A 25,073-nucleotide genomic window follows, 5' to 3' on the forward strand; every position below is an offset into this window, starting at 1 on the left:
TAGGCAGTAGAAATTGATCTGGCCAAGCACGGGCCGTTTGGAAATTTCTACTGCCTACTGCCTACTGCCTACTGCCTACTGCCTACTGCCTACTGCCTACTGCCTCACTCACGTATCCAACCACGCCACCTTCCGTCAGCTCCGCCAGCGCCAACGACTGGTCGAGATGTTCGGCGCGCCAGGCAAGCAGCCTCTCGGCAAATTCAAGCCGCACCGGGCCATAGGCGGGGTCGGCGGCGACATTGGTCAACTCGCCTGGATCCTTCGCCAGATCGAACAGCAGCGGCGGCAGGCCACCGCCAAAATGCACATATTTGAAGTCTTCGGTGCGGATGACGGCAAGGTTGCACTGGCGCGAGGCGATGCCGAAATGGCGCTCGGCCTCGCCGCCGGCGACCGAGCGGAAGTCGAACTCCCAGTGCGCGGCGTCGCGCCAATCGCGAGGCGTGCCGCCCTCGAGGAACGGCCTCAGCGAACGGCCGTCGAGATGCGGCGGAGGATCCTCGCCGACGAGATCGAGCACGGTCGGCAATATGTCCACGGCTTCGGTGAAGCGCTCGACCTTGCCGCCGGCCGTCTGGCGCTGGCGCGGGTCGCGGATGATCAGCGGGATGTGGTAGCCGCCATCGAAGAAGCCGCCTTTGCCGAGCATGAAATGATCGCCCATCATCTCGGCATGGTCGGAAGTCAGCACGATGATGGTGTCATCCCAGGCGCCCGCCGCCTTGAGCGCCTGCCAAAGGCGGCCGAGCTGCGCGTCGACCTCGGAGATCATGCCGTGGTAGATCGCCCGGATGGCGCGGATGTTGTCCTCGCCCCAGTCGCGTACGCTGCCTTCGGTACCGGGGCGAAAGCTTTTCCGGTTCTGCCGGCCGAGATCGTAAGCCAGGTAGGGATGCCTCTCCGCTTCTGCCTGCCAACTGCCGGCGCGGTTGAAGGCAGGGCCATCGGCCGGAGCGTACATGGTGTTGTAAGGCTCAGGCACGATGAAGGGCGGGTGCGGGCTGATGAAGGACAGATGCGCGAACCAGGGCGCGGCGCGCTCCTGCTCGCCGAGCCAGCGGATGAACTCGCCGGCAAGGAAGGCCGTCGGGGTCTGGTCCTTCGAGTAAACGGGCGGCGCCCTGGTTACGAGGTCGTTCGGTTCGCCAACCGGACGGTGAATGTCTGGATAGCCAGCACTGGCATCGATGCCCTGGGCCTGCAGCCAGGACAGCCAAGGCTTCTGATGTTCGGGCAGGAACTGACGCACGCTGAACCCGGGCAGGACGCCCTCATAGCTTGTCAGCCTGGGGTCGCCGGGCGAAAGCAGGCGCGGATCGAGCGACATGTCGGTATAGCCGAATAGCGTCGGGTCATAGCCGAGCGCCCGGGCCGAAAGTGCGATGTTGCCGTGGCGGGCATCGAGCGGCGTGCCGTTGCGGCAGACGCGGTTGTTCATCTGGTAGAGGCCGGTATAGAGGCAGGCGCGCGCCGGCGAGCACGGCGCCGCGCCGCCATAGTGGCGGCGAAACAGCACGCCGTCGGCGGCGAGCGCGTCGGCGTTCGGCGTTTTCACCACGGGATGACCGGTGGCGGACAGGCAATCGCCGCGCCACTGGTCGCATGTGATCAGAAGAATATTGGGGCGTCCGCTCAAGCTGGCCAAGCGCTTGTCTCCTCATCCGGCACGCCGCTCATGGAGCCGAATTCAGGCTGCCGCGCAAGGCCCTGCCCATCTGTTGATTGGTGAACAAATGATGCAGTATTGTTCACTTTTACAGCACAGTCCATTCTGTGTTTGCGTCCTTTGCCGCGACCGTGCCTATCCTCATATTGGCGTGGACAGCGGCGAGGGCCGCACCAGCCAAAACGGAAGGAGCAAGACAATGCTCGACCAGATCAAGGGCCTGCATCACGTGACCTCGATGGCCAGCGATGCGCGCCAGAACAATGAATTCTTCACCAGGAAGCTCGGCCTGCGCCGGGTCAAGAAGACCGTCAATTTCGACGCGCCCGACGTCTACCATCTCTACTATGCCGACGAAGTCGGCACGCCGGGTTCGGTGATGACCTATTTCCCGTTCCCCAACATCGGCAAGGGCCGGCATGGAGTCGGCGAGGTCGGCACCACGGTCTATTCGGTGCCCGAAGGCACGCTGGCCTATTGGGAGAAGCGCTTTGCCGATGAAGGCGTGAGCGGTGTTTCCCGCACCGAGAGCTTCGGCGAGAAGCGGCTCAACTTCGCCGGTCCCGATGGCGACGGTTTTGCTCTGGTCGAGGACAAGGCGGACAGCCGCGCGCCCTGGGTGAAGGGCGGGGTCCCGGCCGACGAGGCGATCCGTGGCTTCCACTCGGTCGCGCTGAGGTTGAAGGACGGCGGCGCCACCGAGGAGCTGTTGAAGTTCATGGGCTACGAGGAGGTCGACAAGTCCGGCAATATCCGCCGGCTGGCGATCAAGAATGGCAATGGCGCAGATGTCGTCGACATCGAATCGCTGCCGGGCGCGGGCTTCGCCAATCTCGGCGCTGGCTCCGTCCACCATGTCGCCTTCGCCGTCGAGAACCGTGCCAAACAGCTCGAAGTGCGCAAGGCGCTGATGGACACCGGCTACCAGGTGACGCCGGTGATCGACCGCGACTATTTCTGGGCGATCTATTTCCGTACGCCGGGCGGCGTGCTGTTCGAGGTGGCCACTAATGAACCGGGCTTCAACCGCGACGAGGACACCGCGCATCTCGGCGAGGCGCTGAAGCTGCCGACGCAGCACCAGCACCTGCGGCCCTATCTCGAACAGCACCTGCAGAAGTTGGAAGGTTGAGAGGCACGGTGATGAGCAAGGACGCTTACATCCACAAGCTGCTGCCCGGTTCGCCGGGCAGCCCGCTGCTGTTCGTCTTCCACGGCACAGGAGGCGATGAGAACCAGCTGGTATCGCTGGGCCGAGAGCTTTTGCCTTCGGCGACCATCGTGTCGCCGCGCGGCGATGTGTCGGAGCAGGGCGCCGGGCGCTTCTTCCGCCGCACCGGCGAGGGCGTCTACGATATGGACGATCTTGCGCGGGCGACCGGCAAGATGGCCGGCTTCATCAAGGCGCATGTCGAGGCGGCGAAACCGTCGACCGTTCTCGGGCTCGGCTATTCCAACGGCGCCAACATCCTGGCCTCGGTGGCGTTCGCGGAACCCAGCCTGCTCGACGCGGCAGTGTTGATGCATCCGCTCATTCCGTTCGAGCCGGATGTGAAAGGTAGCCTTGCTGGCCGCCATATGCTGATCACGGCCGGCAGACGCGATCCGATCTGTCCGCCCAGCCTGACATCGCGGCTGGAGGCCTATTTGCGCGCCGATGGCGCCGATGTCACAGTGGAATGGCACGATGGCGGGCACGAGGTGCGGCCGAATGAAATCGAGGCGGCGCGGCGGTTCTTCGCCGCCGTGCCGGTTGAAGGGAGCGTAAGCAATGGCTGATCAATTGCCCGAGGTCGAACTGGAGGATCGCGGCTCCAAGGGCCGCTATGTCCTGCGCGGGCCGGGCGGCGCCGAGGCCGAGACGACCTTCACCAAAGTCGGCGAGCATATCCTCATCATCGACCACACCGAGGTGCCGGATGCGTTTCGCGGCCAGGGCGCCGGGCTTCGCCTCGTCACCCGCGCCGTCGAGGATGCGCGCGCGGCCGGCAAGAAGATCATCCCGCTCTGCCCGTTCGCCAACGCCCAGTTCCGCCGCCATCCGGAATGGGCCGACGTGCTGAAGCAGTGAGCTCGCCCGCCCCTTGGGGCGGGCCGCCACAAATGCAAGCGCGCCTCTGGCATTTGCGCGATTTGGCCATCTTGCCTAAGTAGAGGTATCGCCCGCGGACTCGCCGTCCGCGGCCTGCCACCTCAAGCCAATGGCCTCCTGATGACCGCAACCGACCTCATCCCCGTCTTTGACGGCCATAACGACACGCTGCTCAGGCTCTACCAGTCGAAGGAAGCGGATGTCGAAAAGCTGTTCATCGAAGGCACGCCGGGCGGCCATATCGATCTGCCGCGCTCCAGGAAGGGCGGCTTCGCCGGCGGCATGTTCGCGATCTTCCCGCCACCGGTCGAAAAGACCAAGCGCAGCGCCGTGCCGCCGGCGCCGAGCGACAACGAGCCGCTGCCGCCGGAACTGCCACGCGCCGAGGCGATCACCTCGACCATCGGCATGGCGTCGATCCTGTTCCGGCTGGAGCGGGCAGGCGCGCTGACCGTCTGCCGCAGCGCCGGTGAAGTGCGCGAGGCGATGGCGAAGGGCTCGATCGCGGCGGTGTTCCACATCGAGGGCGTCGAGGCGATCGACCCGGAGCTTGCCATGCTCGACGTGCTGCACGCCGCCGGGCTGCGCTCGCTGGGCATCGTCTGGAGCCGCCCCAACGCCTTCGGCAACGGCGTGCCGTTCCGCTTTCCGTCGTCGCCGGACACGGGGCCTGGCCTCACCGATGCGGGCAAGGCGCTGGTCAAGGCCTGCAATCAGCTCAAGATCATGATCGACCTCTCGCATCTCAACGAGAAGGGCTTTCGCGATGTCGCCGATATCAGCGATGCGCCGCTGGTCGCGACCCATTCCAACGTGCATGCGATCTGCGGCCATTCGCGCAACCTCACCGATTGGCAGCTCGGCGCGATCCGCGAAACGGGCGGCATGGTCGGCTTGAACTTCGCCACCGGCTTCCTGCGCGAGGACGGCAGGATGAATGCCGATACCGGTCTCGACATCATGGTGCGCCATATCGACTCGCTGCTGCAGGCGCTCGGCGAGGACGGCGTCGGGCTGGGATCGGATTTCGATGGCGCCATGATCCCCGCCGTCATCGGCGACGTCGCCGGCCTGCCCAAGCTCATCGATGCGCTCATGGCACGCGGCTTCGGGCGCGCGCTGATCGAGAAGATCGCCTATCGCAACTGGCTGAGCGTTCTTGAGAGAACGATAGGGTAAGGCTACAGCGCGTAGCCCATCCGCTTCAGCCAGTCCTTGCCGAGGCCGCGGTCACGGATGATCGGCAGCGGGTCTTCTGAATCAAGACGCGCGCAGATGCGGTAGACTTCGAGCGTCTCGGCATTCATCTCGCCACGCTTGTAGAAGAACATGGCGGCGGCATAGCGGGTGCGGCCCGACCACTTTTCGCCGAGCGGCGTGTTGACCAGTCCCCACTGCTCGGTGGCTTCCGCCTCGGCTTCCTGGCTGTCCGCTTGGCCGGCCATGTCAGAAATCCGCCGGCGGGCTGGCGGTGCGGCGGTCGAGCTTGATGAACGGGCGCGGCACAACCTTGGCCCGCTTCATCAGCTTCTGGTACTGCAACTCGCGCATGGCGTAGATCTCGACCCAGAGGTCATCGACGATCGTATCGCCGTAAGGCCGCTGCAAGGAGGCAATGGCGATGTTGCGCTTGGCCATGGGCGACCACATCGCAGCGGTCACCAGTCCGACCTCCTGGCTCTTCCTGTAATAGACGATCGCATGCTCGGCCGGGATGTTGCCTTCGATCTCCAGCCCGACCAGAACGTGGCGCAGCTTGCGCTTCGCACGCGCCTCCAGGATGGCGCGGCGGCCGTTGAAATGGCCTTTCTCGGGATCGATCATGAAGCCGAGGCCGATCTCGTCCGGCATGCGCAAGCGGTCGGCGCGGATGGCGTGCTCGGCGGTGGTGAAGTCGGCATTGGCGACGATCAGCCCGGCTTCGAGCCGGGCGCGGTTGAGCGCCGTGTAGCCGATGGCGCGGATGCCGCGCAGTTCGCCCGCCACCATCAGCCGGTCCCAGAGGCTCAGCGCCTTGTCCGCGGGCACGAACAGCTCGTAGCCGAGGTCGCCGGTGAAGCCGGTGCGCGAAATGGTGACGGTGGCGCCGTCATGCGCGAACTCGGCGAGGTCGAAGACCTTCAGCCGCTCGACGCCGGCAAAGCCGGCGTCGCGGAGGACGGCGAAGGAGGTCGGTCCCTGCAGTGCGAGCCCGGCGACCGCTTGGGTCTCTTCCTCGACGCTCACCTCGAAGCCAATCGCGCTGTCGAGCAGCCAGGGCAAATGCCGCTCCTGCGAGCAGAGGCGGAAGCGCGTCGGCGAGAGCCGGAACAGCGTGCCGTCGTCGAGGACGAACCCCTCGTCGTCGCACCAGGCTGTGTAGTGGACGCGGCCCGGCTTCAGCTTGGTCACGTCGCGCAGCGTGACACGGTCGAGATAGGCTTCGGCGTCCGGCCCCTCGATGCGGTACTTCGTCATCGGCGAAATGTCGAAGAGCGCCGCCTGGCTGCGGATGGCGAAATATTCGAGCTCCTCGTCCCACAGCGAATGCGGGGCGCGGTAGCCGGCCCAGCTGTACCAGTCCTGCTTCAGTCCCAGCGCGTCGATGCGCGGCTGGAAGGGCGTGCCCGGCCGAAGCGTGCGGAAATGCGATTGCGCGGCAAGACGGGCTTCGAAGGCTGTGTCGGCCTCAGCCACGGGCGCCTTTTTCCTGGTTGCTTGCGCCATGCTCATGCCTTCATCGCGATGATGCGGCGCGCGGCATTGAGGCCGGGCGCGCCGGAGATGCCGCCGCCGGGGTGCGAGCCGGCGCCGGCAAGGAACAGCCCTTCGAGCGGCGTGTCGTAGCCCGACCAGCCGGAGACAGGCCGCGACACCAGCATCTGATCGGCCTGCAGCTCGCCATGGTGCCAGTGGCCGCCAGGCATGCGGTAGCGCGTTTCGATGTCGGCCGGCGTCAACAGTTCGGCATGGCGCACCGTCGCGCCGATACCCGGAGCATAGGCTTCGAGCTGGCCCATGATCGCCTTGAGGAGTTGCGGCTTGCCGGCGGTCCAGCCCTGTCTCAGCGCATAGGGCGCATATTGCACCACCGCCGAGAGCACGCAGGCGCCGGCAGGCGCGAGCGCGGCGTCGGCAAGGCTGGGCAGCGTGATTTCCATCACCGGCTCGGGCGAGAATTCGCCGTATTTCGACGGGTTGAAGGCGCGCTCGACATGGTCGGGCGAAGGCGCAATGACCAGACGGCCCTTGTGGCCGGCGGCATCGACGCCGGCGAATTGCGGTGGCTGGTCGAGCGCCAGATGGAGCTTGGCCGCATCGCCCTTCATGCGGATGTTCTTCATCTTGCGCAGGAAGCCGGTGTCGACTTCGCGCGGGCCGACGAGATCGAGGATGGTCGTCGCCGGATTGATGGCGGAGACGACGGTCTTGGCGCGCAGCGTTTCGCCGCTCTGCGTCACGACGCCGACAGCACGGCCTTTCTCGACGATGACCTTCGCCACCGGCGATGCCGCACGGATCGAGACACCAGCCTTCTCGGTCGCGGAGCGGATGGCGGCGACGACGGTGCCCATGCCGCCCTTGGGCAGCATCTGCGCGCCGGCAAGACCGCCGATCTCGCCGGCCAGCCGGTAGTAGAGACCGAGCAGCGAAGTCGGCGAGCGCGGCCCGAGATGGGAGCCGAGCGTCGCGTCGAAAGCAAGCAGCCCCTTCAGCCTGTCGTCCGAAAGCTGCTCGTCGAGCAGGTCATAGGCGTTCATCAGCAGCACTCGCAGGAAGTCGCGCATGTCTTCCTTGCCGAGCTTCTTCAGCGCAAGCGCGGTCTGGCCGAGCCCGGTCATTTCTGCGAGCGACAGCCCGGCGAGATCCGGCGGCCGGCGCGACAGGAACGGCTTCAGCACGCCGGCATAGCGCAGCAACTGCGCGCGCAGTTCTTTCCAGGCCGTTTGCTCGGACGGGTTTGCGCCCGTCAGCACCTCGCCATAGGCGCCGTGCAACACCAGCGGGCCGTCCTTGGACAATGCGACCGAGGGCACGAAATCCGCACGTTCGACTTTCAGCCCATGGCGCTCCAGCTCCAGCGTCTTCACCACATCGGGATGCAGGCGATTGAGCAGGTGGGCTACGGCGGAGACGCGGAAGCCGGGCGCGAACTCCTCGGTGCGCGCGCCGCCGCCGACATCATTGCCGGCCTCGAGCAGCAGCACCTTGCGGCCCGATTTCGCCAGCACCGCTGCCGCGACGAGGCCGTTATGGCCGCCGCCGATGATGATGGCATCAAATGACGTCATGGGCCGGGCTCATATGCGAGGCGGACTTGGCGAGATCGCGCAGGATCTCGGCGGCGGCGTTGCGTCCGGGCGCGCCCATAACACCGCCGCCCGGATGGGTGGAGGAGCCGCACATATAGAGGCCGCCGACCGGCGAGCGGTATTGTGCATAGCCGGGCACCGGGCGGTTGAAGAGCAACTGATCGAAGGTCAGCTCGCCCTGGAAGATGTTGCCTTCGGTAAGGCCGACCTCGGCCTCGATCTCGCGGGGCGTGCGCACTTCCATGTGAACGATACGGTCGCGGAAGCCCGGCGAATACTCCGATATCTGCGCAATCACGCTTTCGGCGAAGCCGTCGCGGTCGGCGTCGGTCCAGTCCGCCCCTCCTATCTTGGGCGGCGCGTACTGCACGAAGCAGCTCATGAAATGTTTTCCCGGCGGCGCCATGGTCGGGTCGAGTGTCGTCGGGATCATCATGTCGAGGAAGGGGTCGGCCGACCAGCGTCCGGCCTTCCAGTCGTCATAGGCGCGCTCCATGCGCTCGATCGAATCGGTGAAATGCATGTCGGCTCGGTAGACCGGCGAATCCTTGGGAAGCGCCGGGAATTCCGGCAACGAATCCAGGGCGATGTTGACCTTGCCGGACGAGCCTCGGATCTTGAAGTTCCTGACCCGGCGCAGGAAGATGTCGGGCAGTTCCTTCTCCTCGACCAGCTTCAGGAAGGTGCGCTTGACGTCGGCGTTTGAGACAACGAGCTTGCCGTAGATCTCCTCGCCGCCGGCGAGCACGATGCCCTTGGCTTTGCCCCCCTTCACGAGAACATGGTCGACCTCGGCGCCGGTGCGAATGGTGCCTCCGCTGGCCTTGAAGGAGGCTGCCAGCGCCCTGGTGACGGCGCCCATGCCGCCGCGCGCATAGCCCCAGGCGCCGACCGAGCCGTCGACCTCGCCCATATAGTGGTGCAGCAGCACGTAAGCCGTGCCGGGCGACATCGGACCAAGCGCGGTGCCGATGATGCCGGAGATCGCGAAGTTCGCCTTGATGACGTCGGTCTCGAAATACTCGTCGAGGAAATCCGAGATCGACATCGTCCAGAAGCGCAAGGTCAGCGCCATCTCCTCGGCCGAGAGGCCGGCGAATTTCTTCCCCAGATAGAGCAATTCGCCGAGGTCGCGCGGCCTGAAGCTGGTCGGATCGGGCGCGGTGCGCATCAAGAGCGGCTGGATGAAACGGCACTGCCGTGTCACGTCGCGCGAATAGCGGTCATAGGCCTCGGCGTCGCGCCGGGAAAAGCGGGCGAATTCGCGGCGATGCGCGTCGTGGTCGCGATAGTTGGCGAGATAGTCGCCGTCGCGCGTGAACACCGCGCCACCTTCATAGGAGATCACCTGCAGGCCGAAGCGCGGAAGTTCCAGGTCGCGCATGATCTCGGGCCGGAACAGCGAGCAGACATAGGAGCAGTTGGAGTAGAGGAAGCCCGGCGTCAGTTCGCGGCTGGTGGCCGCTCCGCCAACCCAGTCGTTCTTCTCGAGGACCAGCACGTCGAGCCCGGCGCGCTGCAGATAACAGGCGTTGACCAGACCATTGTGGCCGCCGCCGATGACGATCGCGTCCCACGCCTTCATGTGCGCTCAACCTCCATCCGGCCGCCCTTTTCCGGGCCTTTTATCCCCTGTTGCACGGAATTTGGCACGGATCACGGATTCTTGTCCAGCCATTTTGAATGAATGTTCAACAAATGATGTTGCGTTTTCCCGTTTATACGCTAGGCTTTGACAGCATTAGGGACTGGACCTTTTTCGGCATTTTGGGCTGAGATCCGATGATCGAAACGGCGGGCGCCGAGCGGGAATATGACGATACCGCCATCCGCTTCCTCGAAGCGCTCTGGGGCGATGGCTATCTGTCGCCGGGCGGACCCGAGGAGGTCGACCGGGTGGTCGAGGGTCTGTCGCTCAAAGGCAAGACAGTCCTCGATATCGGCTGCGGCGCCGGAGGCATCACATTGCATCTGGTCGAGCGCCATGGCGCGGCGCACGCGACGGGCTTCGATGTCGAAAGGCCTGTCATCGAAACCGCAAGGCGAAAGGCGGCGGCGCGCGGTCTCGGCGAACGCGTCAGCTTCGTCCAGGCGCCACCCGGTCCGCTTCCTTTCACCGATGCTTCGTTCGACGTCGTCTTCTCCAAGGATGCGCTGCTGCATGTGCCCGACAAAGACGCGCTGTTCGTCGAGATCTTTCGCGTGCTGAAGCCGGGTGGCGTCTTCGCGGCGTCGAACTGGATGATCGCGCATGACGGCGAACCGTCGCCGGAGATGAAGGCCTATGTCGCGGCCGAAGGCCTGTCCTTCGCCATGGCTTCACCGGCGCGCTACGCGCAGGCGATGCGCCGTGCGGGCTTTGCCGACGTCGCCGTGCGCGACCGTAATCCCTGGTATCGCGAGGTGGCGCGCGACGAGCTGGCGCGCCTCAAGGGAGCGCTCTATGGCCCCGTCGCCGCCGCGGTGGGGGCTGCCTATGTCGACAAGAATATCCGGACCTGGGAGGCGATGCAGAAGGTGCTTGACAGTGGCGAGCACCGTCCCACTCATCTGCGCGGTTGGAAGCCGGTTGGGTAGCCGGCAATGCTGGAGACCGTCACGCCCATGAAGACTGTAGAGGCCAGGGACGTCGTCCCTGAACCGGCCCGAAAGGGCGATGCCGACAAGCGCGGCCGCAAGGCCTCTAAGGAGGTCAGGCAGCAACAGCTGATCGAGGCGACGATCGATTCGCTGGCCAAGCGCGGCTATGCGGAGACGACGATGGCCGACGTCGCCGATGGCGCCGGCCTGTCGCGCGGCATCGTCAACTTCCATTTCGAAAGCAAGGAGAAACTGCTCGTCGCCACCTTGCAGTATATGTACGACGAGTATTCGGCGCATTGGCGCGCCGCCCTGCAGAAGGCTGGCGACGATCCGGCCCGGCAGCTGCAGCTGCTGGTGTGGGCCGACTTCGACCGCTCGATCTGCAACAAGCGCAAGCTCGCGGCATGGCTGGCCTTCTGGGGCGAGGCCAAGTCGCGGCCGACCTACCAGGCGCTGAGCAGCTCGCGCGACAATTACTACCAGCAGGTCTTCATCGATCTGTGCGCGACGCTCAAAGAGAGCGGCGGCTATGCCTATGAGCCGCAGGTCATGGCGCTGGCGCTATCGGCCATGCTGGAGGGGCTATGGCTGCGGCTGATGATGGGCACCGAGGACACCACCCGCGAGACCGCGCTGCAGGCCGCGAATGCGTTCCTGGCGGCAGCTTTTCCCAGGCACTACGGATGAGACGAAAGCCGGCCGATCGAGCCGGCAAGAAACAACAGAGAGGATGGAACAGCAATGAGAACCTTGAGCCGACGCCTGACACTGACATTGGCGCTGACTGGAGCGCTCGCCGCTTCGGCGGCGGCGCTGGCCGTTGCCGCCGACAAGGACCTGATCGTGTTCGATTGGTCCGGTTACGAGGACCCGGGCTTCCACCAGAAATATGTCGAGAAGGACGGCGATTCGCCGACCTTCGCCTTCTTCGGCGACGAGGACGAGGCGTTCGAGAAGGTGCGCTCCGGCTTCAAGGCGGATCTCGGCCACCCCTGCTCGCAAAGCGTGGTGAAGTGGCGCGAGGCAGGCCTGCTGCAACCGCTCGACACCTCGAAGATCGCTGGCTGGAAGGACCTCAATCCCGGCATCATGGCGATGAAGGATCTCGCCACCACAGCCGACGGCAAGGCCTGGTTCATGCCGTGGGATTGGGGTGACACCCAGCTCACCTACAATTCCGAAAAGATCGACGAGAAGGACGTGCAGTCGCTGAAGGCCTTCGCCGATCCGAAGTTCAAGGGCCGGGTTTCGATCGGCGACAATGTCGACGACGCCTATGCGCTGGCCAGCCTCGCCATCGGGCTCAAGGACTGGACCAAGATGACGGACGACCAGTTCAAGCAGGCATCGGACTTCCTGCGCCAGGTGCACAAGAACGTGCGCTCCTACTGGACCGACACCACCGACATCGTGCAGCTGTTGAGCGGCGGCGAGGTGGATCTCGCCTGGGCATGGAACGATGCGGCGGTGCAGTCACAGGCCGCGGGCGTGCCGATCAAATCCAAGAAGGACACCGCCGAGGGCATGTCGACCTGGGTGTGCGGCTATGTGCTGTTCAAGGATGCGCCGGGCAATGTCGACAAGGCCTATGACTATCTCAACGCCGTCAACGATCCCTCGGTCGCCAACATTCTGGTGAAGGACTGGGGCTACGGCCAGGCCAACGCCAAGGGCATGGCCGGCGTCGATCCGGCGGTGCTCAAGGACAAGGGCTACGACAATGTGGAAAAGTGGGTCGACAAGACGCTGTTCCAGTCGCCGATGCCTTCCGGGCTGAAGCTCAAGATGATCGCCGAGTTCGAGAAGATCAAAGCCGGCTATTGAGCCTAACTCTCGGTGTCCGTCCGCCTTTCGCGCGACAGGCGGACGGGCTCGCCAAAGCCCGGGAATTCTCCTAACCTCGCCCCGTCGTTTTCGCGATGGGGGAGTTTTGCGCCATGAATTCCACGCTTCGCCGCCTTGCTCTTGCCGCCGCCTGCACGGTTGGCGCCGGCGTGGCCTACGCGCTCGCAGAGAGCGGCGGCGACCTCGTCGTGTTCGACTGGTCGGGCTACGAGGACCCGTTGCTGCATCCCGACTACGCGGCCAAGTACGGCGCCGAGCCGACCTTCTCCTTCTTTGGCGACGAGGATGAGGCATTCGAGAAGATGCGGGCCGGCTTCAAGGCCGACATCGCGCATCCTTGCTCGCAAAGCGTGGTGAAGTGGCGCGAGGCGGGCCTGCTGCAGCCGCTCGACACCAGCCGCATCGCCGGCTGGAAGGACCTCAACCCCGGCATCATGGCGATGAAGGACCTCGCCACCACGGCCGACGGCAAGGCCTGGTTCATGCCCTTCGACTGGGGCAACACCTCGCTGCTCTACCGCACCGACAAGGTGACGGCGGAAGAAGCGCAATCGCTCAGGATCTTCGCCGATCCGAAGTTCAAGGGCCGCGTCACCATCGGCGACAACGTCGACGACGCCTATGCGCTGGCGAGCCTGGTGATCGGACTGAGGGACTGGACCAAGATGACGGATGCCCAGTTCAAGGAGGCATCCGACTTCCTGCGCGCGGTGAACAAGAATGTGCGCTTCTACTGGACCGACGACACCGACCTCAACCAGGCCTTCACCGGCAACGAGGTCGACCTGGTCTGGGGCTGGAACGAGACCTATGTGACGCTCAAGGGCCAGGGCATGCCGATCGAGATGAACCGCGACACCAAGGAAGGCCTTTCGACCTGGGTGTGCGGCTATGTGCTGATGAAGGACGCGCCGGGCAAGCTCGACCAGGCCTATGATTTCCTCAGCGCCGTCAACGCGCCGGGGGTTTCGGATTACATGGTCAAGACCTTCGGCTATGGCCACGGCAATGCCGCCGGCATGGCGGCGCTCGATCACAAGATCCTGGTCGAGCGCGGCTTCGACAATCTCGACAAGTTCCTCGACAAGACGCTGTTCCAGCAGCCGGTGGCGCCGGAGCTGAAGCAGCGCATGGTCGCCGAGTTCGAGAAGATCAAGGCGGGCTATTGACGACGGCAGCCGAAAGAACCGGGGTCGTTATCGTCGGGGCCGGCTTCACCGGGCTGACGGCCGCGCTGGAATTCAAGCGGGCCGGCATCGATTTTCTGGTGCTGGAAGCGCGCGATCGGGTCGGCGGGCGGGTGGAGGCCACGCGGAACGGGCTCGGCGAGCTGATCGACCGCGGCGGCCAGTTCCTGTGCGAGGACATGCCTGAGCTGATGGCGCTGGCCAAGGCGCGCGGCAAGACATTCGTCGAGACCTATGTCGATGGCGATTTCATCACCCATCCGTCGATGTCGGTCGACCAGGCGGAGCGGACCTATGTGACCGCGATGGCGATCCGCGACCGCATGAACCGAATCGAGCCGGACGATCCCGCGATCGCCGGGCTGACCGTCGCCGACTGGCTGCAACGCCAGCAGGATGCGGCCGATGCCAAGGCGGCCTTCCGTTCGATGATCGAGGGCCTGTGGTGCCTGGCGCTGGACAAGCTGCCGCTCTGGTATCTGATCGACAATGATCGCCGCATCACCAACGAAGTGCCCGAGCTGCAATATTTTCTGCGCGAAACAATGCAGTCGTTGGCCGAGGACCTTGCCGGCGATCTCGGCGGCCGGCTGCTGCTGAACGAGCCGGTCATTCGCATCGAGCGCCGGCCGCCAGGCGTTCGCGTCGTCTCGAGCAGTGGCGCCATCACGGCGCGCGAGGTCCTGGTCGCCCTGCCGCCGGCGATGGCCAGCAAGCTCGATTTTCAGCCCGCCTTGCCGGCGAGCTTGAAGAAGGCGCTCGGCGTTTGGGAAAGCGGCGCGGTGGTCAAGATACTGGTCCGCTATCCGAAGCCGTTCTGGCGCGAGCGGGATCTGAGCGGCATGGTGATGTGGCGCGACATGCCCGGCTTGTTTGCCTGCGACGCCAGCAAGGACGCCGGGCACGCGGCGCTCGTCGTCTTCATCGGCGGACCGCTGGCGCTGCACTGCCGCAAGGCGGGCGCCGAGGCGCTGCGCGCCGAAGTCACAGCGAAGCTCGTGGATGCGCTCGGTCCGGATGCGGCCGATGTGCTCGATTTCAGCCAGCGCGACTGGACGGACGACCGCTGGAGCGGCGGCGCCTATAGCGACCTCATCGTCGATGTGACGGCGCGGAATGCCGAGCGCACGATCCTTGCCGGCGCGCCGCCGGTGCATTTCGCATCGTCGGAAGTGTCGCCGTCATTTCCCGCCTATGTCGAGGGCGCGATCGTGGCCGGGCGCATCGCCGCCGCAAAGATCCTGACTGGTCTTCAGTCCGCCATCGCCACCAACGCTTCGGGATCGTAGGCGAGGCGGATCGGCGTGCCGACCGGGATGTCGTCGGCGCCGAAATCGTTGGTCTCGGTCACCGACAGCGGCTTTTCCAGGCCGGGGATCTCGACGATCAAATGGGTGATCTCGCCGAAATAGTGGCGCTCGACCACCTTGCCGGCGACCTCGAATTTCGCCGTCGCCTTGTCCCACAGGACGCGCAGCCGTTCCGGCCGGATGCCGAGCGTCGCCGCGCCGCCATTGCGGACAAAAGCCTTCGGCTTGTCGGTCCTGACGCGGCCGAACCCCAGCGTGTCGAGCACCAGCGAGGCGCCGTTCTCCTCGACGATCTCGGCCTTGACGAAATTCATGCCGCCGAGGAAGTCGGCCACCTGCCGGTTGACCGGACGCTGGTAGATCTCCTTCGGCGATGCGACCTGCGCGATGCGGCCGCCGAACATCACGGCGATACGATCCGACATCGCGAGCGCCTCGTACTGGTCGTGCGTGACCAGCACGAAGGTGATGCCGACCGCCTGCTGCAGGCGGCGCAGTTCGACCTGCATCTGCTCGCGCAGTTTCTTGTCCAGCGCCGAGAGCGGCTCGTCGAGGAGCAGCACCTTGGGGCGCATCACCAGCGCGCGGGCGAGCGCGACGCGCTGGCGCTGGCCGCCGGAGAGTTCGGTGGCGCCGCGCTTGCCGAGACCGGTCAGCGACACCTGCGCCAGCGCCTCCTCGACGCGGCGCCTTTCCTCGCCCACTTGCAGCTTCAAGCGCTTCAGCCCATAGGCGACGTTCTGCTCGACATTGAGATGCGGGAAGATCGCATAGCTCTGGAACACCATGTTGGTCGGACGGCGGTTGGCGGGAATGCCCTCCATCGGCTGGCCGTCGACGGTGATCGAGCCGCTGGTCGGATTGTCGAAGCCGGCGATCATGCGCAGCAGCGTGGTCTTGCCGCAGCCGGACGGGCCGAGCAGCGAGAAGAACTCGCCTTCCTTGATGGTCAGCGACGCATCGTCCAGCGCCTTGAAGGCGCCGTAGCTGCGGGTGACGCCGCGGATCTCGATCATCGGCCTGTCCGATTGGAGACGGTCGGCCTGCGACAGTTCAGGCATAAAGGCCTCCCTCGTTCCGGGTGCGGTTCGCCGCGCGGCGGCGCAGGATCTCGGCAATGGTCATCAGCAGGAAAGAAGCGAAGAGCAGTAGCGTGCCCAGCGCCAGCACACCTGGCAGCTTGGCCGCGAAACGCAGCTGGCCCCAGATGTAGATCGGCAGCGTCGCCTCCGTGCCGGTGAGGAAGAAGGCGATGATGAACTCGTCGAGCGAGATGGTGAAGCAGACCAGCAGGCTGGAGATGATCGCCGGCATCACCATTGGCAGCGTCACCCGCCGGAAGGTGCCGAAGGCGCTCTCGCCGAGATCGGCGGAGGCTTCCTCGAGGCTGCGGTCGAAGCCTTCGAAGCCGGAGGTCAGCACCGTCATCGAATAGGGGATGCAGACCAGCACATGACCGAGCACGACGGTGAACAGCGACAGGCTCAGCCCCAGTTGCAGCATCACCAGCAGCATCGAGATGGCGACGATAACCTCCGGCAGCACCAGCGGTGCCATGATCAGCCCGTTGATGGTGCGCCGGCCGGGGTAGCGGTAGCGGGTGATCGAGCGGGCGGCGAGGATGCCAAGGACGGTCGAGAGCAGCGAGGCGGAGACGCCGACGATCAGGCTGTTCCAGGTGGCGTCGATCAGCGCCGGCGTGCGCGGCAGGTCCTCGTACCATTTGAGCGTCACGCCCGAGAGCGGGAATTTCGGCGTTGCGGCGGTGTTGATCGAGAAGATCGGCAGGAAGATGACCGGCAGATAGAGGAAAGCGACATAGAGGAAGGCATAGGCCGACAGCCAGCCGCCGGGGAGCAAACGTCTTATCGCCGTCATCGCGCCAGCCTCTGCACGGCGCGGATGATCAGCACGGTGGCACCCGCCATGAGTGTCACGATCACCATGGTGGTGACGGAAAGTGCGGCGCCCAGCGGCCAGTTCGATGCCTTGCCGAACTGCGCCTGGATGGCATTGGCGATCATGACGCCGTCCTTGCCGCCGACCAGCTTCGGGGTGACGTAATCGCCGACCGTCGGGATCATGACGATCAGCGCCGCCGAAATGACGCCCGGCGCCGACAGCGGCAGCGTCACGCGCAGGAAGGAGCGCAGCGGGCCGTCGCCGAGATCGGTGGCCGCCTCGACCAGCGTGCGGTCGACCTTTTCCAGCGAGACGAAGATCGGCAGGATGGCGAAAGTCGCCCAGGCATGGGTCAGCGTGATGATGACGGCGCTGGAATTGTAGAGCAGCGCGGTCGAGGGTTCGTCGATGATGCCGAGGCCCATCAGGCCGGAATTCAGGACGCCGTTGTAGCCAAGGATGACCTTCCACGACATCACGCGCAGCAGGTAGCTGGTCCAGAACGGGATGGTGATGAGGAACAGCCACAGGCTCTTGTGGCGGCCGCCGTGGAAGGAAATGAAATAGGCGATCGGGTAGGCGAGGATGACGGTGAGCAGGCTGACCGTCAGCGAGATGCATAGCGAGCGCCAGAGCAGGTCGCGGTAGATCGGCTCGGTCAGCGCGATGCGGTAGTTCTCAAGCGTGAAGGTGCGGTCGATGGTCAGGTAGTTCTGCGTCCAGAAGGAGTGCGCGATCACCACCAGGATCGGCAGCACCAGCAGGATGAGCGCGTAAAGGAAAGTGGGGCTGATCAGGGCAAAACCCTGGACGGGCTCGGATTGCAGAAGGGCATTTCGTCTGGCCCTCGACATGCGCAGCGGGGGCGACCCTTCGGCAGCCGCCGTCATTGCAGCGCTCCGGGGGTGATTTCGGCAGCTGGCACGAACAGTCCCGCCATGTGGCTCCCATTGGTCAGCGCCGGCGGCTTGTTCCCTTTTTTGCTTGCAGCGCGACCGAACGGTGATCCGTCTTGCTGATCGCGCCGCTTGCTTGCCGGCTTTCTTTCATCATGAGCGCATCCGCCAATTGAAATCAAGCGCTATTTCTGCAATATTGATTGAACGGACATTCAAAATGAAGTGAAGAAGCGCCCATTTTCCAGGACTTGTCGCGTCATTTTGCGTCCACCGAAGAATCCACAACTCATACGATGTGAGGCTAAGATGGCGGCTGCAAGGGAGATCACGGCGAGGGAAGTCGAGCCCGGCGACGACGACGCCGTGGAGCTGGCCAAGCGCCATCTCGTCCAACCCTGGCCCTATGCCGGTTCGGTCGGCGCCGAGGCGCGCGCGCTGATCGGCGAGGGCGACGGAATCTACATCACGGATGCTTCAGGCAAGCGGCTGATCGACGGACCGGCCGGCATGTGGTGCCTCAATGTCGGCCACCGCCGCGAGGAGCTGGCCAGGGTGATGTACGACCAGGCGATGGCGCTCTCCTACAACACGCCGTGGTACACGATGAACGCGCCGTCGGCGGAGCTCGCCAAGCGCATTGCCGGCCACGCGCCGGGCGATCTCAGCCACACTTTCTTCACCACCGGCGGCTCGTCGGCGGTGGAGACGGCGCTGCGCTTCATGCAGTTCTACAACAATGTGCGTGGGCGGCCGGAGAAGAAGCTGATCCTCAGCCGCGGCGGCGCCTATCACGGCTCGACCTATCTGTCGGCCTCGCTCAACGGGCGCCCGCGCGACCGCGACTGGATGGACGGCGCCGACGAGCTGGTGGTCAAGCTCTCCTCGCCCGATCCGTTCCGGCGGCCCAAGGAGATGAGCATCACGGCCTTCACCGATTTCCTCGTCGACCAGTTCCGCGACACCGTCGCCCGCGTCGGCGCCGACAAGATCGGCGCCTTCGTCGGCGAGCCGGTGCAGGCCTCGGGCGGCGTGGTCGTGCCGCCGGAGGGCTATCTGAGGCGCATCCGCCAGATCTGCCGCGACAACGACATCCTCTATGTCTCGGACGAAGTGGTGACCGGCTTCGGACGCCTGGGCCACGTCTTTGCCTCCGGCGAGGTGTTCGGCATCGATCCGGATATGATCACCTTCGCCAAGGGCGTCACCTCGGGCTATTTCCCGCTCGGCGGCGTCATCATCTCCGAGCGACTGCTGGAACAGCTGCGCCATTCCAACCACCCCGATGCGCTGTTCGGCCACGGCCTGACCTACACCAGCCATCCGATCGGCTGCGCCGTGGCGCTGAAGAACCTCGACATCCTCGAGGAGAGCGTGCTGGCCCATGCGCGTGAGGTCGCGCCCTATTTCCAGGCGCGGCTGAAGACGCTGGAGGAGCTGCCGCTGGTCGGCGAAGTGCGCGGCATGGGGCTGATGGCCTGCATCGAATGCGTCGCCGACCGCGAGAGCAGGAACCCGCTGCAGCTCGACAAGGATGTCGGCAAGCGCATTGACGCGCATTGCCACGAGCTTGGCCTTTTGGTCCGGCCGCTGATCAACATGTGTGTTATGTCGCCGCCGCTGATCATTTCGCGAGAGCAGATCGACGACATGGTGACGATCCTGCGCGAAGGCATTTCGCGCACGATGGACGACCTGAGGAAGGAAGGGGTCTGGCGGGGGTGAGGTTTCTTCCTTCTCCCCGTTCACGGGGAGAAGGTGCCCAAAGGGCGGATGAGGGGCGGCGCCGACCTCGGCGGTTGGCCATGGTCGCCGGACGACGCCAAAAATTGCCGTCTGACGAAAGCGAAAATCACAAGAGCCGGCGCTGCCCCCTTACCTGCCTACCGGCATCCTCTCCCCGCAAGCGGGGAGAGGGACGCTCACCCCCTTGACCTCAGCGCATCATTCAGCGCCCACATGTCCTTTTCCTCGGGCGCCGTTTCCAGGCCAAGCACCGGGATCTGCTTGCGCAGATGGTCGTGGTGGGTGCGCACGCCATATTCGAGGTCCGAGAGATAAAAGCCCCCGAAGGCTTCCGACAGCATGGATTCGTTCGACCATACCGAAAGCTGCACGTCCTCGTTCATCGTGTCGCGGTCGATGCGGTAGGCGAGGTAGCGCGCCGCCGCCTGATCCCTGGTTTCGTCCTTGTAGCGATAGATCGCGCCGCGCAGCAGCGTCTCGCCGGTCGACAGCGGGAACTCCTGATAGAACTGCACCGATTCCGGCATGATCGAGAGCGCGTTGTTGGGGAAGATGCCGTAATAGATCCAGGCCTTGCGCAGATGCTCGGGCAGATGCGAGGCGTCGGGCGCTAGCTTGATGTATTCCCTGACGCTCCAGCGCCGTCCGGCATGCGGATTGTAGGTGGCGAAGGAGCGCGACACGCCGTTGACAAAGGGTTCGTCGAAATATGTCGCGCCATAGAGGTCCTGCAGCGCCGGATGCGCCATGGCGACGTGGTAGCCCTCATTGTCGACGTCGCGCACCGACTTCCAGTTGACCGGCGACTTCTGCGTCCAGATGCCCAAGGACGGCACCATGTCGGCGACGTTGTAGTGCGCGATCTCGGCTTCGATCGGCTTCAGCAGTTCGGCCACCGAGGGCTGCGGCCCTCCCTTGCGGAAGCGGATGAATATGAAGCCCATCCAAATCTCGAGATCGAGCGGCATCAGGCCGAACTCGGTCTTGTCGAGTTCGGGGAAGGAGCGCGGGCGGGCAGCGCCCCGCAGCGTGCCGTCGAGATTGTAGACCCAGCCGTGGAAGGGGCAGACAAGCGCGTTCTTGCAAGTGCCCTGGCTGTCGGCGACGACGCGGCTGCCGCGATGGCGGCACATGTTGTTGAAGGCGCGCACCACGCCGTCCTTGCCGCGCACGATCAGCGCGCGCTCGCCGACGACGTCCATGGTCAGATAGTCGCCGGGGTTGGGCACGTCCGAGACATGTCCGGCGATCTGCCAGTGGTTGCGAAAGACATGTTCCTTCTCGAGTTCGAGAAGCGCGTTGGAGTGATAGCTCCAGCCCGGCAGGCCCCGCCGGTCCCAATCGTTGGGGATCGCCACGTCACGGAGGTGTGGGTTCATGGGAGGCTCTTCTTTTGTTGAATGCTCATTCAATAAAAGCATATTTTGCTTTGAAATGCAATGGTTTGTGGAAATATGAAAATTTGATGGCATCGGATTTGCGCCCGCTTCGCGCCGTTCCGGCCCGGGAAAATCACGAAAAATCCGGACGTTAACCAGGGTTCTGGAACAGGCTCGGAGCGGCCGGATTGGCGCCACCCGGACGGCAAGAAGCGGCGGCCTCCGGGAGAAGAAAAACCGGCCCGATTTCGTTCGCGAGTGTGAGATTGATCATAGTCCGCAAGGCCGCGTAGGGCGCATTGCTTCGCCTTGTGATGCCGCCTTTAGGTCGCGCGTATGGAACAGCATCGCAAACAAACGCGAAAATCGGGGCATGACCGAATATGCCCGATCATGCCCGATTTTTCTGTTTCAAGCCGGTTACACGGGCAGGCCTCACGTATCATCCATCCGTTACCGGGTGCGGTTACATTCGTTTCATAAGCAAAAAGAAAGACAACGAAGGGGATTGTCATGTTCACGAAAGTCCAGACCGCCAACCAACGCCTCCAGGCTCCGGAGCGCAACGACCGGCGTCCGAAGCTGGCGCTGCGCCAGCGCGCCAGCGACCATCCGATGGCAATGTTCATGGCGATTGGCACCCTTGCCTTCGCCGGCATGTTCTTCACGCCGGCGGCAGGCCCCGCCTTCGCGTCGCTCAATCCGCCGGCAGGTGTCGTCGAGGGAGCGCCGACCACGATCAAGACCGGGCGTCTGCCGATGCCGCAGATCGATTTCGCCTGCAAGGGCCAGGCCTGGGGCGCCGAGAGCGCGGACTGCCTGCGCGCCATCGCCGAGCAGTCCGGCAAGCACAGGGAACGCGCGGTGCGCATGATCGCCAATGCCGCGCCGCTGACCAACACGCCGAACGTCTTCTGATTTGTCAGGTGTGATCCGCGAAACAGTTCCCCGCTTCGCGATCATGCCTTGACCTCCCCAGAGCGCTCCTCCTGCGCTCAAGTCAGGCTCCCACCGCATCGTCGGTTGGGAGCCTCTTTTTTGGGTCGGCTGACCTGAATCTCGACAGGCCCTTGCGACGGCCCGAATTTTAAGTCTCGACAGCGGCCTGCTCGGCTATAGCCGAAAGAACGCCGCGCACGTCCAGCGTGCTGAACGGTTTTTCCAGGATCTGCGGCCGCTGATGCGGCGGCAGCGCCTCGATCTCGGCCTTGGCGCCGATCAGATCGCCGGTGACCAGCACGAAGCGCTGGGCCAGCGCCGGCCGTTCGGCGAGCAGCTCGCGATAGATTGCCATGCCGCTGGTGCCGGGCATGCGCAGGTCGGAAAAGACGATGTCGGGCGGCATCTGGCCGCTGAGGGTCGCCGCTGCCGATGTCCAGGCCGGCACCACGCGCGACTTGACGCCCATCAGCTCCAGTATGTCGGAGAGCGAGCCGGCGACATCGGGCTCGTCGTCGATGATCAGCGCGTGGCGCAGGCCGCTCGGACGCACTGGACTCTCGCTGCCGGCTGCCGGGCCGGCGGTGATCGTAGGCAACTGGACGACGAAACGCGCGCCGTGCGGCTGCACCTCCTCGAACCAGATGTTGCCGTTGTGACGCTCGATGATCGACTTCGAGATCGACAGGCCGATGCCGGTGCCGACGCCGACCGGCTTGGTGGTGAAGTAGGATTCGAAGATGCGCGGACGGATCGCTTCCGGCACGCCCGGCCCGTTGTCCTCGACGGAGAAGCCCGGATTGCCGCGATCGCTGCGAAACGTGCGCACCTTGATCAGCCGGTCGCCGGCGACGCCAACGAGCGCATGCTGGCTGTTGACGAGGAAGTTGGCGGCCACCTGCGTCACATGGTCGGCGTCGGCCATGGCCAGCAGCGGGCCGGCGGCGAAATCAGTGTCGATGATGATGCCGCTGGAACGCGCGCCATAGGCGGTCACTTCGAGCGCGGCGCGGATCACCTGGTTGAGGTCGGTCTCGGCCTGCTCGGTCGGATGCAAGCGCACCATCGACAGGAAGCTCTTGACGATGCGGCCGCAGCGCTCGGCGGCGGCGCGTACCTTCTCGGCGCGCACCTTGGTCTGCGGGTCGGTGGCGAATTCATGCAACAGCGTCGATTGCGCGACGACCACGGCAAGCGGGTTGTTCAGCTCGTGCGAGACGCCAGCCAGCAGCGAACCCATGGCCGCCATCTTCTCGTTCTGGTGCAGCTTCTCGCGTTGGCGGCCGATTTCCTCCTCGGCGCGCAGCTTGTCGCGCAGGTCGCGGATCGAACCGAAGATCAGCCGGCGGTCGGCAACCCGCATCTCGGTCGCCGTCAGCTCGATCGGAAACACCTCGCCGGCGGCATTCTGGGTCACGGTCTCGAGCCGCTGGCCGACCATCGGCGCGCCGCGGCCCGTCATGTATTCGGCGCCCGAGGCATAGCCCTTGCGGTAGTAGATCGGCACGATGGTGTCGAGCAGGTCCTTGCCGAGGATGTCGCTGCGCGGGAAGCCGAACATCTTCTCGGCCGCCGGATTGAACTCGATGATCGAGCCGGTCTCGTCGATGACGACGATGGCGTCAAGCGAGGCCTGCAGCATGGTGCGGCGGATGACCTCGCTGGCATGGGCGTCGGACGGCGAGTGCTCGATGGCGTCGCCGATGGCGAGCGCGATGATGTGCAGCGTCGCCTCTTCCTCGTCGGTCCATTCGCGCTCGGCGACACAATCGTTGACCGCCAGCGTGCCCCAGAGATGGCCATGCGCGAAGACCGAAACCGACAGGAACGACTTGATGTTCTGCTTCTCGAAGTCGGCCCTCAGGAAGCCGTCGAGATCGCGGGTGTGGCCGGCAAAGACCTTGCCTTGCCGCTCGTCCTCCTGCAGCCGCTCCAGCAGCGGGTCCGAATTGATGATCGACTGCATGATGACGGTGGGCGAGGCGAGTTCCCCGCCGAACTCGGGATTGATCCAGTAGGCCGAGACCGACTGCGCGAAGCCCTGGCCCGGAAGCTCGCGAAGCCGAAACAGGATGCCGCGCTGGCAGTCCATGGCGCGGCAGAGCGTCTCCAGGATGGTGTCCATCTCGCGCTGCCAGTCGCCGGCTTCGCGCAGCCGGCGCACGACGCGGACAGCCGCCATCGCCGCGCCCTGGCGGGTGGCTTGCGTGTCCATGCGCGCGGCTTCAGCAGTCATGTCAAAACGTCACCCAATGCCAGACCGGCAATATATGAAATGCAGCACACAGGTTCCGAAAATCGATCGCGGTTTCCCGGGAGGAACCATATGCAGGATGAAAATGCTACAGTGTTCTTTGCGCATCCGGAAGGACATGCGCCGGATATCGAAGATCACCGGCCGTCATGGCCGAATGACGGCGGCCCCACAGTTCGGGCCGCCGTGCTTCAGGCTCAGTTGCCCTCGCCGGTCGGCAGCGAGAAGATATAGCCTTCGCCGCGCACGGTACGCAGGAACTTCGGGTTGGCGGGGTCGGTCTCGATCTTCTTCCTCAGCCGCATGATGCGGATATCGACCGCCCGCGAAGATTCGGGATCCTCGACGAAGCCGATCGCTTCGGAGATCGCGGCCCGTGTCAGCAGCCGGTTGGCGCGGGTCAGAAAGACCTCCAGCACGTCGAACTCGCTTTTGGCCATGTCGACGACTGCGCCATTGGCGCCGGTGACCAGCCTGCCGTCGAGATCGGCGTGGAAGGAGCCGAAGCTCATGCGGCGGCCGGCAGAAGCCGCTTCGGGCTTGGCGGCCTGCGGCTCGGCCGGTTGCGGCACGCGCCGCAGCACGCTGCGCACCCTGGCCAGCACCTCGCGCAGTTCATAGGGCTTGACGATGTAGTCGTCGGCGCCGAGCTCGAGGCCGACGATGCGGTCGAGCGCGGTGCCGGCGGCGGTGGCGTAGATAATGCCGATCGGCGTTTTCGAGCGCAGCCAGCGGCCGAAGGACAGGCCGTCCTCGCCGGGCATGGCGATGTCGAGGATGGCAAGATGGAAGGATTGCGTCTCAAGCAGCGTCCGCGCGGCGGCAGCACTTTCGGCCGTCGCCACGTCATAGCCGCTGGCGCCGAGATATTCGGCCACGGCATCCCTCAGGTCAGGTTCGTCCTCGACGACGACAATTCGTGCCCGCACTATGCTCTCGCTCCCGCTTTCAGCGGAAAGTAGATTGGGTATAAACATGA

Annotated in this window: 22 protein-coding genes; 11 read left to right on the forward strand and 11 right to left on the reverse strand. The window is 64.8% G+C overall.

Features of this window, described 5'->3' with window-relative positions:
- Window positions 1-82 precede the first annotated feature (82 nt).
- Window positions 83-1,648, reverse strand: coding sequence for an alkaline phosphatase family protein (locus tag JG743_RS06895; protein WP_202299054.1), 1,566 nt, complete (start codon window positions 1,646-1,648; stop codon window positions 83-85).
- Between the two features lie 220 nt (window positions 1,649-1,868).
- Here JG743_RS06895 and JG743_RS06900 point away from each other — a divergent pair, with 220 nt between their 5' ends.
- The 4 genes from JG743_RS06900 (at window position 1,869) to JG743_RS06915 (ending at window position 4,940) form a co-directional block, all read left to right on the forward strand.
- Window positions 1,869-2,801, forward strand: coding sequence for a VOC family protein (locus JG743_RS06900; protein ID WP_202299055.1), 933 nt, complete (start codon window positions 1,869-1,871; stop codon window positions 2,799-2,801).
- Window positions 2,802-2,812: 11 nt separating this feature from the next.
- Window positions 2,813-3,448 (forward strand): alpha/beta hydrolase, encoded by a 636-nt coding sequence (locus tag JG743_RS06905; RefSeq protein WP_202299056.1) that lies wholly within the window; start codon window positions 2,813-2,815, stop codon window positions 3,446-3,448.
- Entirely contained in the window at window positions 3,441-3,740 is a 300-nt protein-coding gene (locus tag JG743_RS06910) for a GNAT family N-acetyltransferase (RefSeq protein WP_202299057.1), read from the forward strand. The genes JG743_RS06905 and JG743_RS06910 overlap by 8 nt, the downstream gene beginning before the upstream one ends.
- A gap of 141 nt (window positions 3,741-3,881) precedes the next feature.
- A complete protein-coding gene (locus JG743_RS06915) occupies window positions 3,882-4,940 on the forward strand; it encodes a dipeptidase (protein ID WP_202299058.1) in 1,059 nt (352 codons plus the stop codon).
- A 2-nt stretch (window positions 4,941-4,942) separates the two neighbouring features.
- On the opposite strand, the gene JG743_RS06920 is transcribed toward JG743_RS06915, so the two are convergent.
- Genes JG743_RS06920 through JG743_RS06935 form a run of 4 tightly spaced genes read right to left on the reverse strand, consistent with a single transcriptional unit; the run spans window position 4,943 to window position 9,638 of the window.
- Window positions 4,943-5,206 (reverse strand): hypothetical protein, encoded by a 264-nt coding sequence (locus tag JG743_RS06920; protein WP_202299059.1) that lies wholly within the window; start codon window positions 5,204-5,206, stop codon window positions 4,943-4,945.
- Between the two features lies 1 nt (window position 5,207).
- On the reverse strand, window positions 5,208-6,467 hold the full coding sequence (locus JG743_RS06925) for an aminomethyltransferase family protein (RefSeq protein WP_202299060.1): 1,260 nt from the start codon (window positions 6,465-6,467) through the stop codon (window positions 5,208-5,210).
- 2 nt (window positions 6,468-6,469) lie between these two features.
- A complete protein-coding gene (locus tag JG743_RS06930) occupies window positions 6,470-8,032 on the reverse strand; it encodes a phytoene desaturase family protein (RefSeq protein WP_202299061.1) in 1,563 nt (520 codons plus the stop codon).
- The gene (locus JG743_RS06935; RefSeq protein WP_202299062.1) at window positions 8,019-9,638 is read right to left on the reverse strand and encodes a phytoene desaturase family protein; all 1,620 of its coding nucleotides are present in this window, start codon (window positions 9,636-9,638) and stop codon (window positions 8,019-8,021) included. Before JG743_RS06935 ends, JG743_RS06930 begins: the two co-directional genes overlap by 14 nt.
- Window positions 9,639-9,835: 197 nt before the next feature.
- Here JG743_RS06935 and JG743_RS06940 point away from each other — a divergent pair, with 197 nt between their 5' ends.
- From JG743_RS06940 to JG743_RS06960, 5 genes are all read left to right on the forward strand, one after another.
- On the forward strand, window positions 9,836-10,630 hold the full coding sequence (locus JG743_RS06940) for a methyltransferase domain-containing protein (RefSeq protein ID WP_202299063.1): 795 nt from the start codon (window positions 9,836-9,838) through the stop codon (window positions 10,628-10,630).
- 6 nt (window positions 10,631-10,636) lie between these two features.
- On the forward strand, window positions 10,637-11,323 hold the full coding sequence (gene betI, locus JG743_RS06945; protein WP_202299064.1) for a transcriptional regulator BetI: 687 nt from the start codon (window positions 10,637-10,639) through the stop codon (window positions 11,321-11,323).
- A gap of 54 nt (window positions 11,324-11,377) precedes the next feature.
- Complete coding sequence (locus JG743_RS06950; RefSeq protein WP_202299065.1) at window positions 11,378-12,460, forward strand: ABC transporter substrate-binding protein; 1,083 nt, start codon at window positions 11,378-11,380, stop codon at window positions 12,458-12,460.
- A 113-nt stretch (window positions 12,461-12,573) separates the two neighbouring features.
- A complete protein-coding gene (locus tag JG743_RS06955) occupies window positions 12,574-13,650 on the forward strand; it encodes an extracellular solute-binding protein (RefSeq protein WP_202299066.1) in 1,077 nt (358 codons plus the stop codon).
- A complete protein-coding gene (locus tag JG743_RS06960) occupies window positions 13,647-14,957 on the forward strand; it encodes a flavin monoamine oxidase family protein (protein WP_202299067.1) in 1,311 nt (436 codons plus the stop codon). The genes JG743_RS06955 and JG743_RS06960 overlap by 4 nt, the downstream gene beginning before the upstream one ends.
- On the opposite strand, the gene JG743_RS06965 is transcribed toward JG743_RS06960, so the two are convergent.
- Genes JG743_RS06965 through JG743_RS06975 form a run of 3 tightly spaced genes read right to left on the reverse strand, consistent with a single transcriptional unit; the run spans window position 14,921 to window position 17,770 of the window.
- Window positions 14,921-15,994: an ABC transporter ATP-binding protein gene (locus tag JG743_RS06965; protein ID WP_202302482.1), complete on the reverse strand. Its 1,074-nt coding sequence runs from the start codon at window positions 15,992-15,994 to the stop codon at window positions 14,921-14,923. The two genes, JG743_RS06960 and JG743_RS06965, sit on opposite strands and share 37 nt — an antisense overlap.
- 37 nt (window positions 15,995-16,031) lie before the next feature.
- Entirely contained in the window at window positions 16,032-16,856 is an 825-nt protein-coding gene (locus tag JG743_RS06970) for an ABC transporter permease (protein ID WP_202299068.1), read from the reverse strand.
- Window positions 16,853-17,770, reverse strand: a complete 918-nt coding sequence (locus JG743_RS06975; RefSeq protein ID WP_202299069.1) for an ABC transporter permease — start codon at window positions 17,768-17,770, stop codon at window positions 16,853-16,855. Before JG743_RS06975 ends, JG743_RS06970 begins: the two co-directional genes overlap by 4 nt.
- A 315-nt stretch (window positions 17,771-18,085) precedes the next feature.
- Here JG743_RS06975 and JG743_RS06980 point away from each other — a divergent pair, with 315 nt between their 5' ends.
- Entirely contained in the window at window positions 18,086-19,501 is a 1,416-nt protein-coding gene (locus tag JG743_RS06980) for an aminotransferase (protein WP_202299070.1), read from the forward strand.
- Window positions 19,502-19,698: 197 nt separating this feature from the next.
- Here JG743_RS06980 and JG743_RS06985 read toward each other — a convergent pair whose 3' ends face one another.
- Window positions 19,699-20,901: an aromatic ring-hydroxylating oxygenase subunit alpha gene (locus JG743_RS06985; protein WP_202299071.1), complete on the reverse strand. Its 1,203-nt coding sequence runs from the start codon at window positions 20,899-20,901 to the stop codon at window positions 19,699-19,701.
- Window positions 20,902-21,414: 513 nt separating this feature from the next.
- Between JG743_RS06985 and JG743_RS06990 the strand changes: the two genes are divergently transcribed.
- Complete coding sequence (locus JG743_RS06990) at window positions 21,415-21,819, forward strand: hypothetical protein (RefSeq protein WP_202299072.1); 405 nt, start codon at window positions 21,415-21,417, stop codon at window positions 21,817-21,819.
- Window positions 21,820-21,988: 169 nt separating this feature from the next.
- Here JG743_RS06990 and JG743_RS06995 read toward each other — a convergent pair whose 3' ends face one another.
- Window positions 21,989-24,076, reverse strand: coding sequence for an ATP-binding protein (locus JG743_RS06995; protein WP_244673077.1), 2,088 nt, complete (start codon window positions 24,074-24,076; stop codon window positions 21,989-21,991).
- 215 nt (window positions 24,077-24,291) lie between these two features.
- A complete protein-coding gene (locus JG743_RS07000) occupies window positions 24,292-25,071 on the reverse strand; it encodes a response regulator (RefSeq protein ID WP_202299073.1) in 780 nt (259 codons plus the stop codon).
- Window positions 25,072-25,073: the final 2 nt, after the last annotated feature.

The sequence above is a fragment of the Mesorhizobium sp. 131-2-1 genome, from assembly GCF_016756535.1.
In the GTDB taxonomy this organism is placed as follows: Bacteria; Pseudomonadota; Alphaproteobacteria; order Rhizobiales; family Rhizobiaceae; genus Mesorhizobium.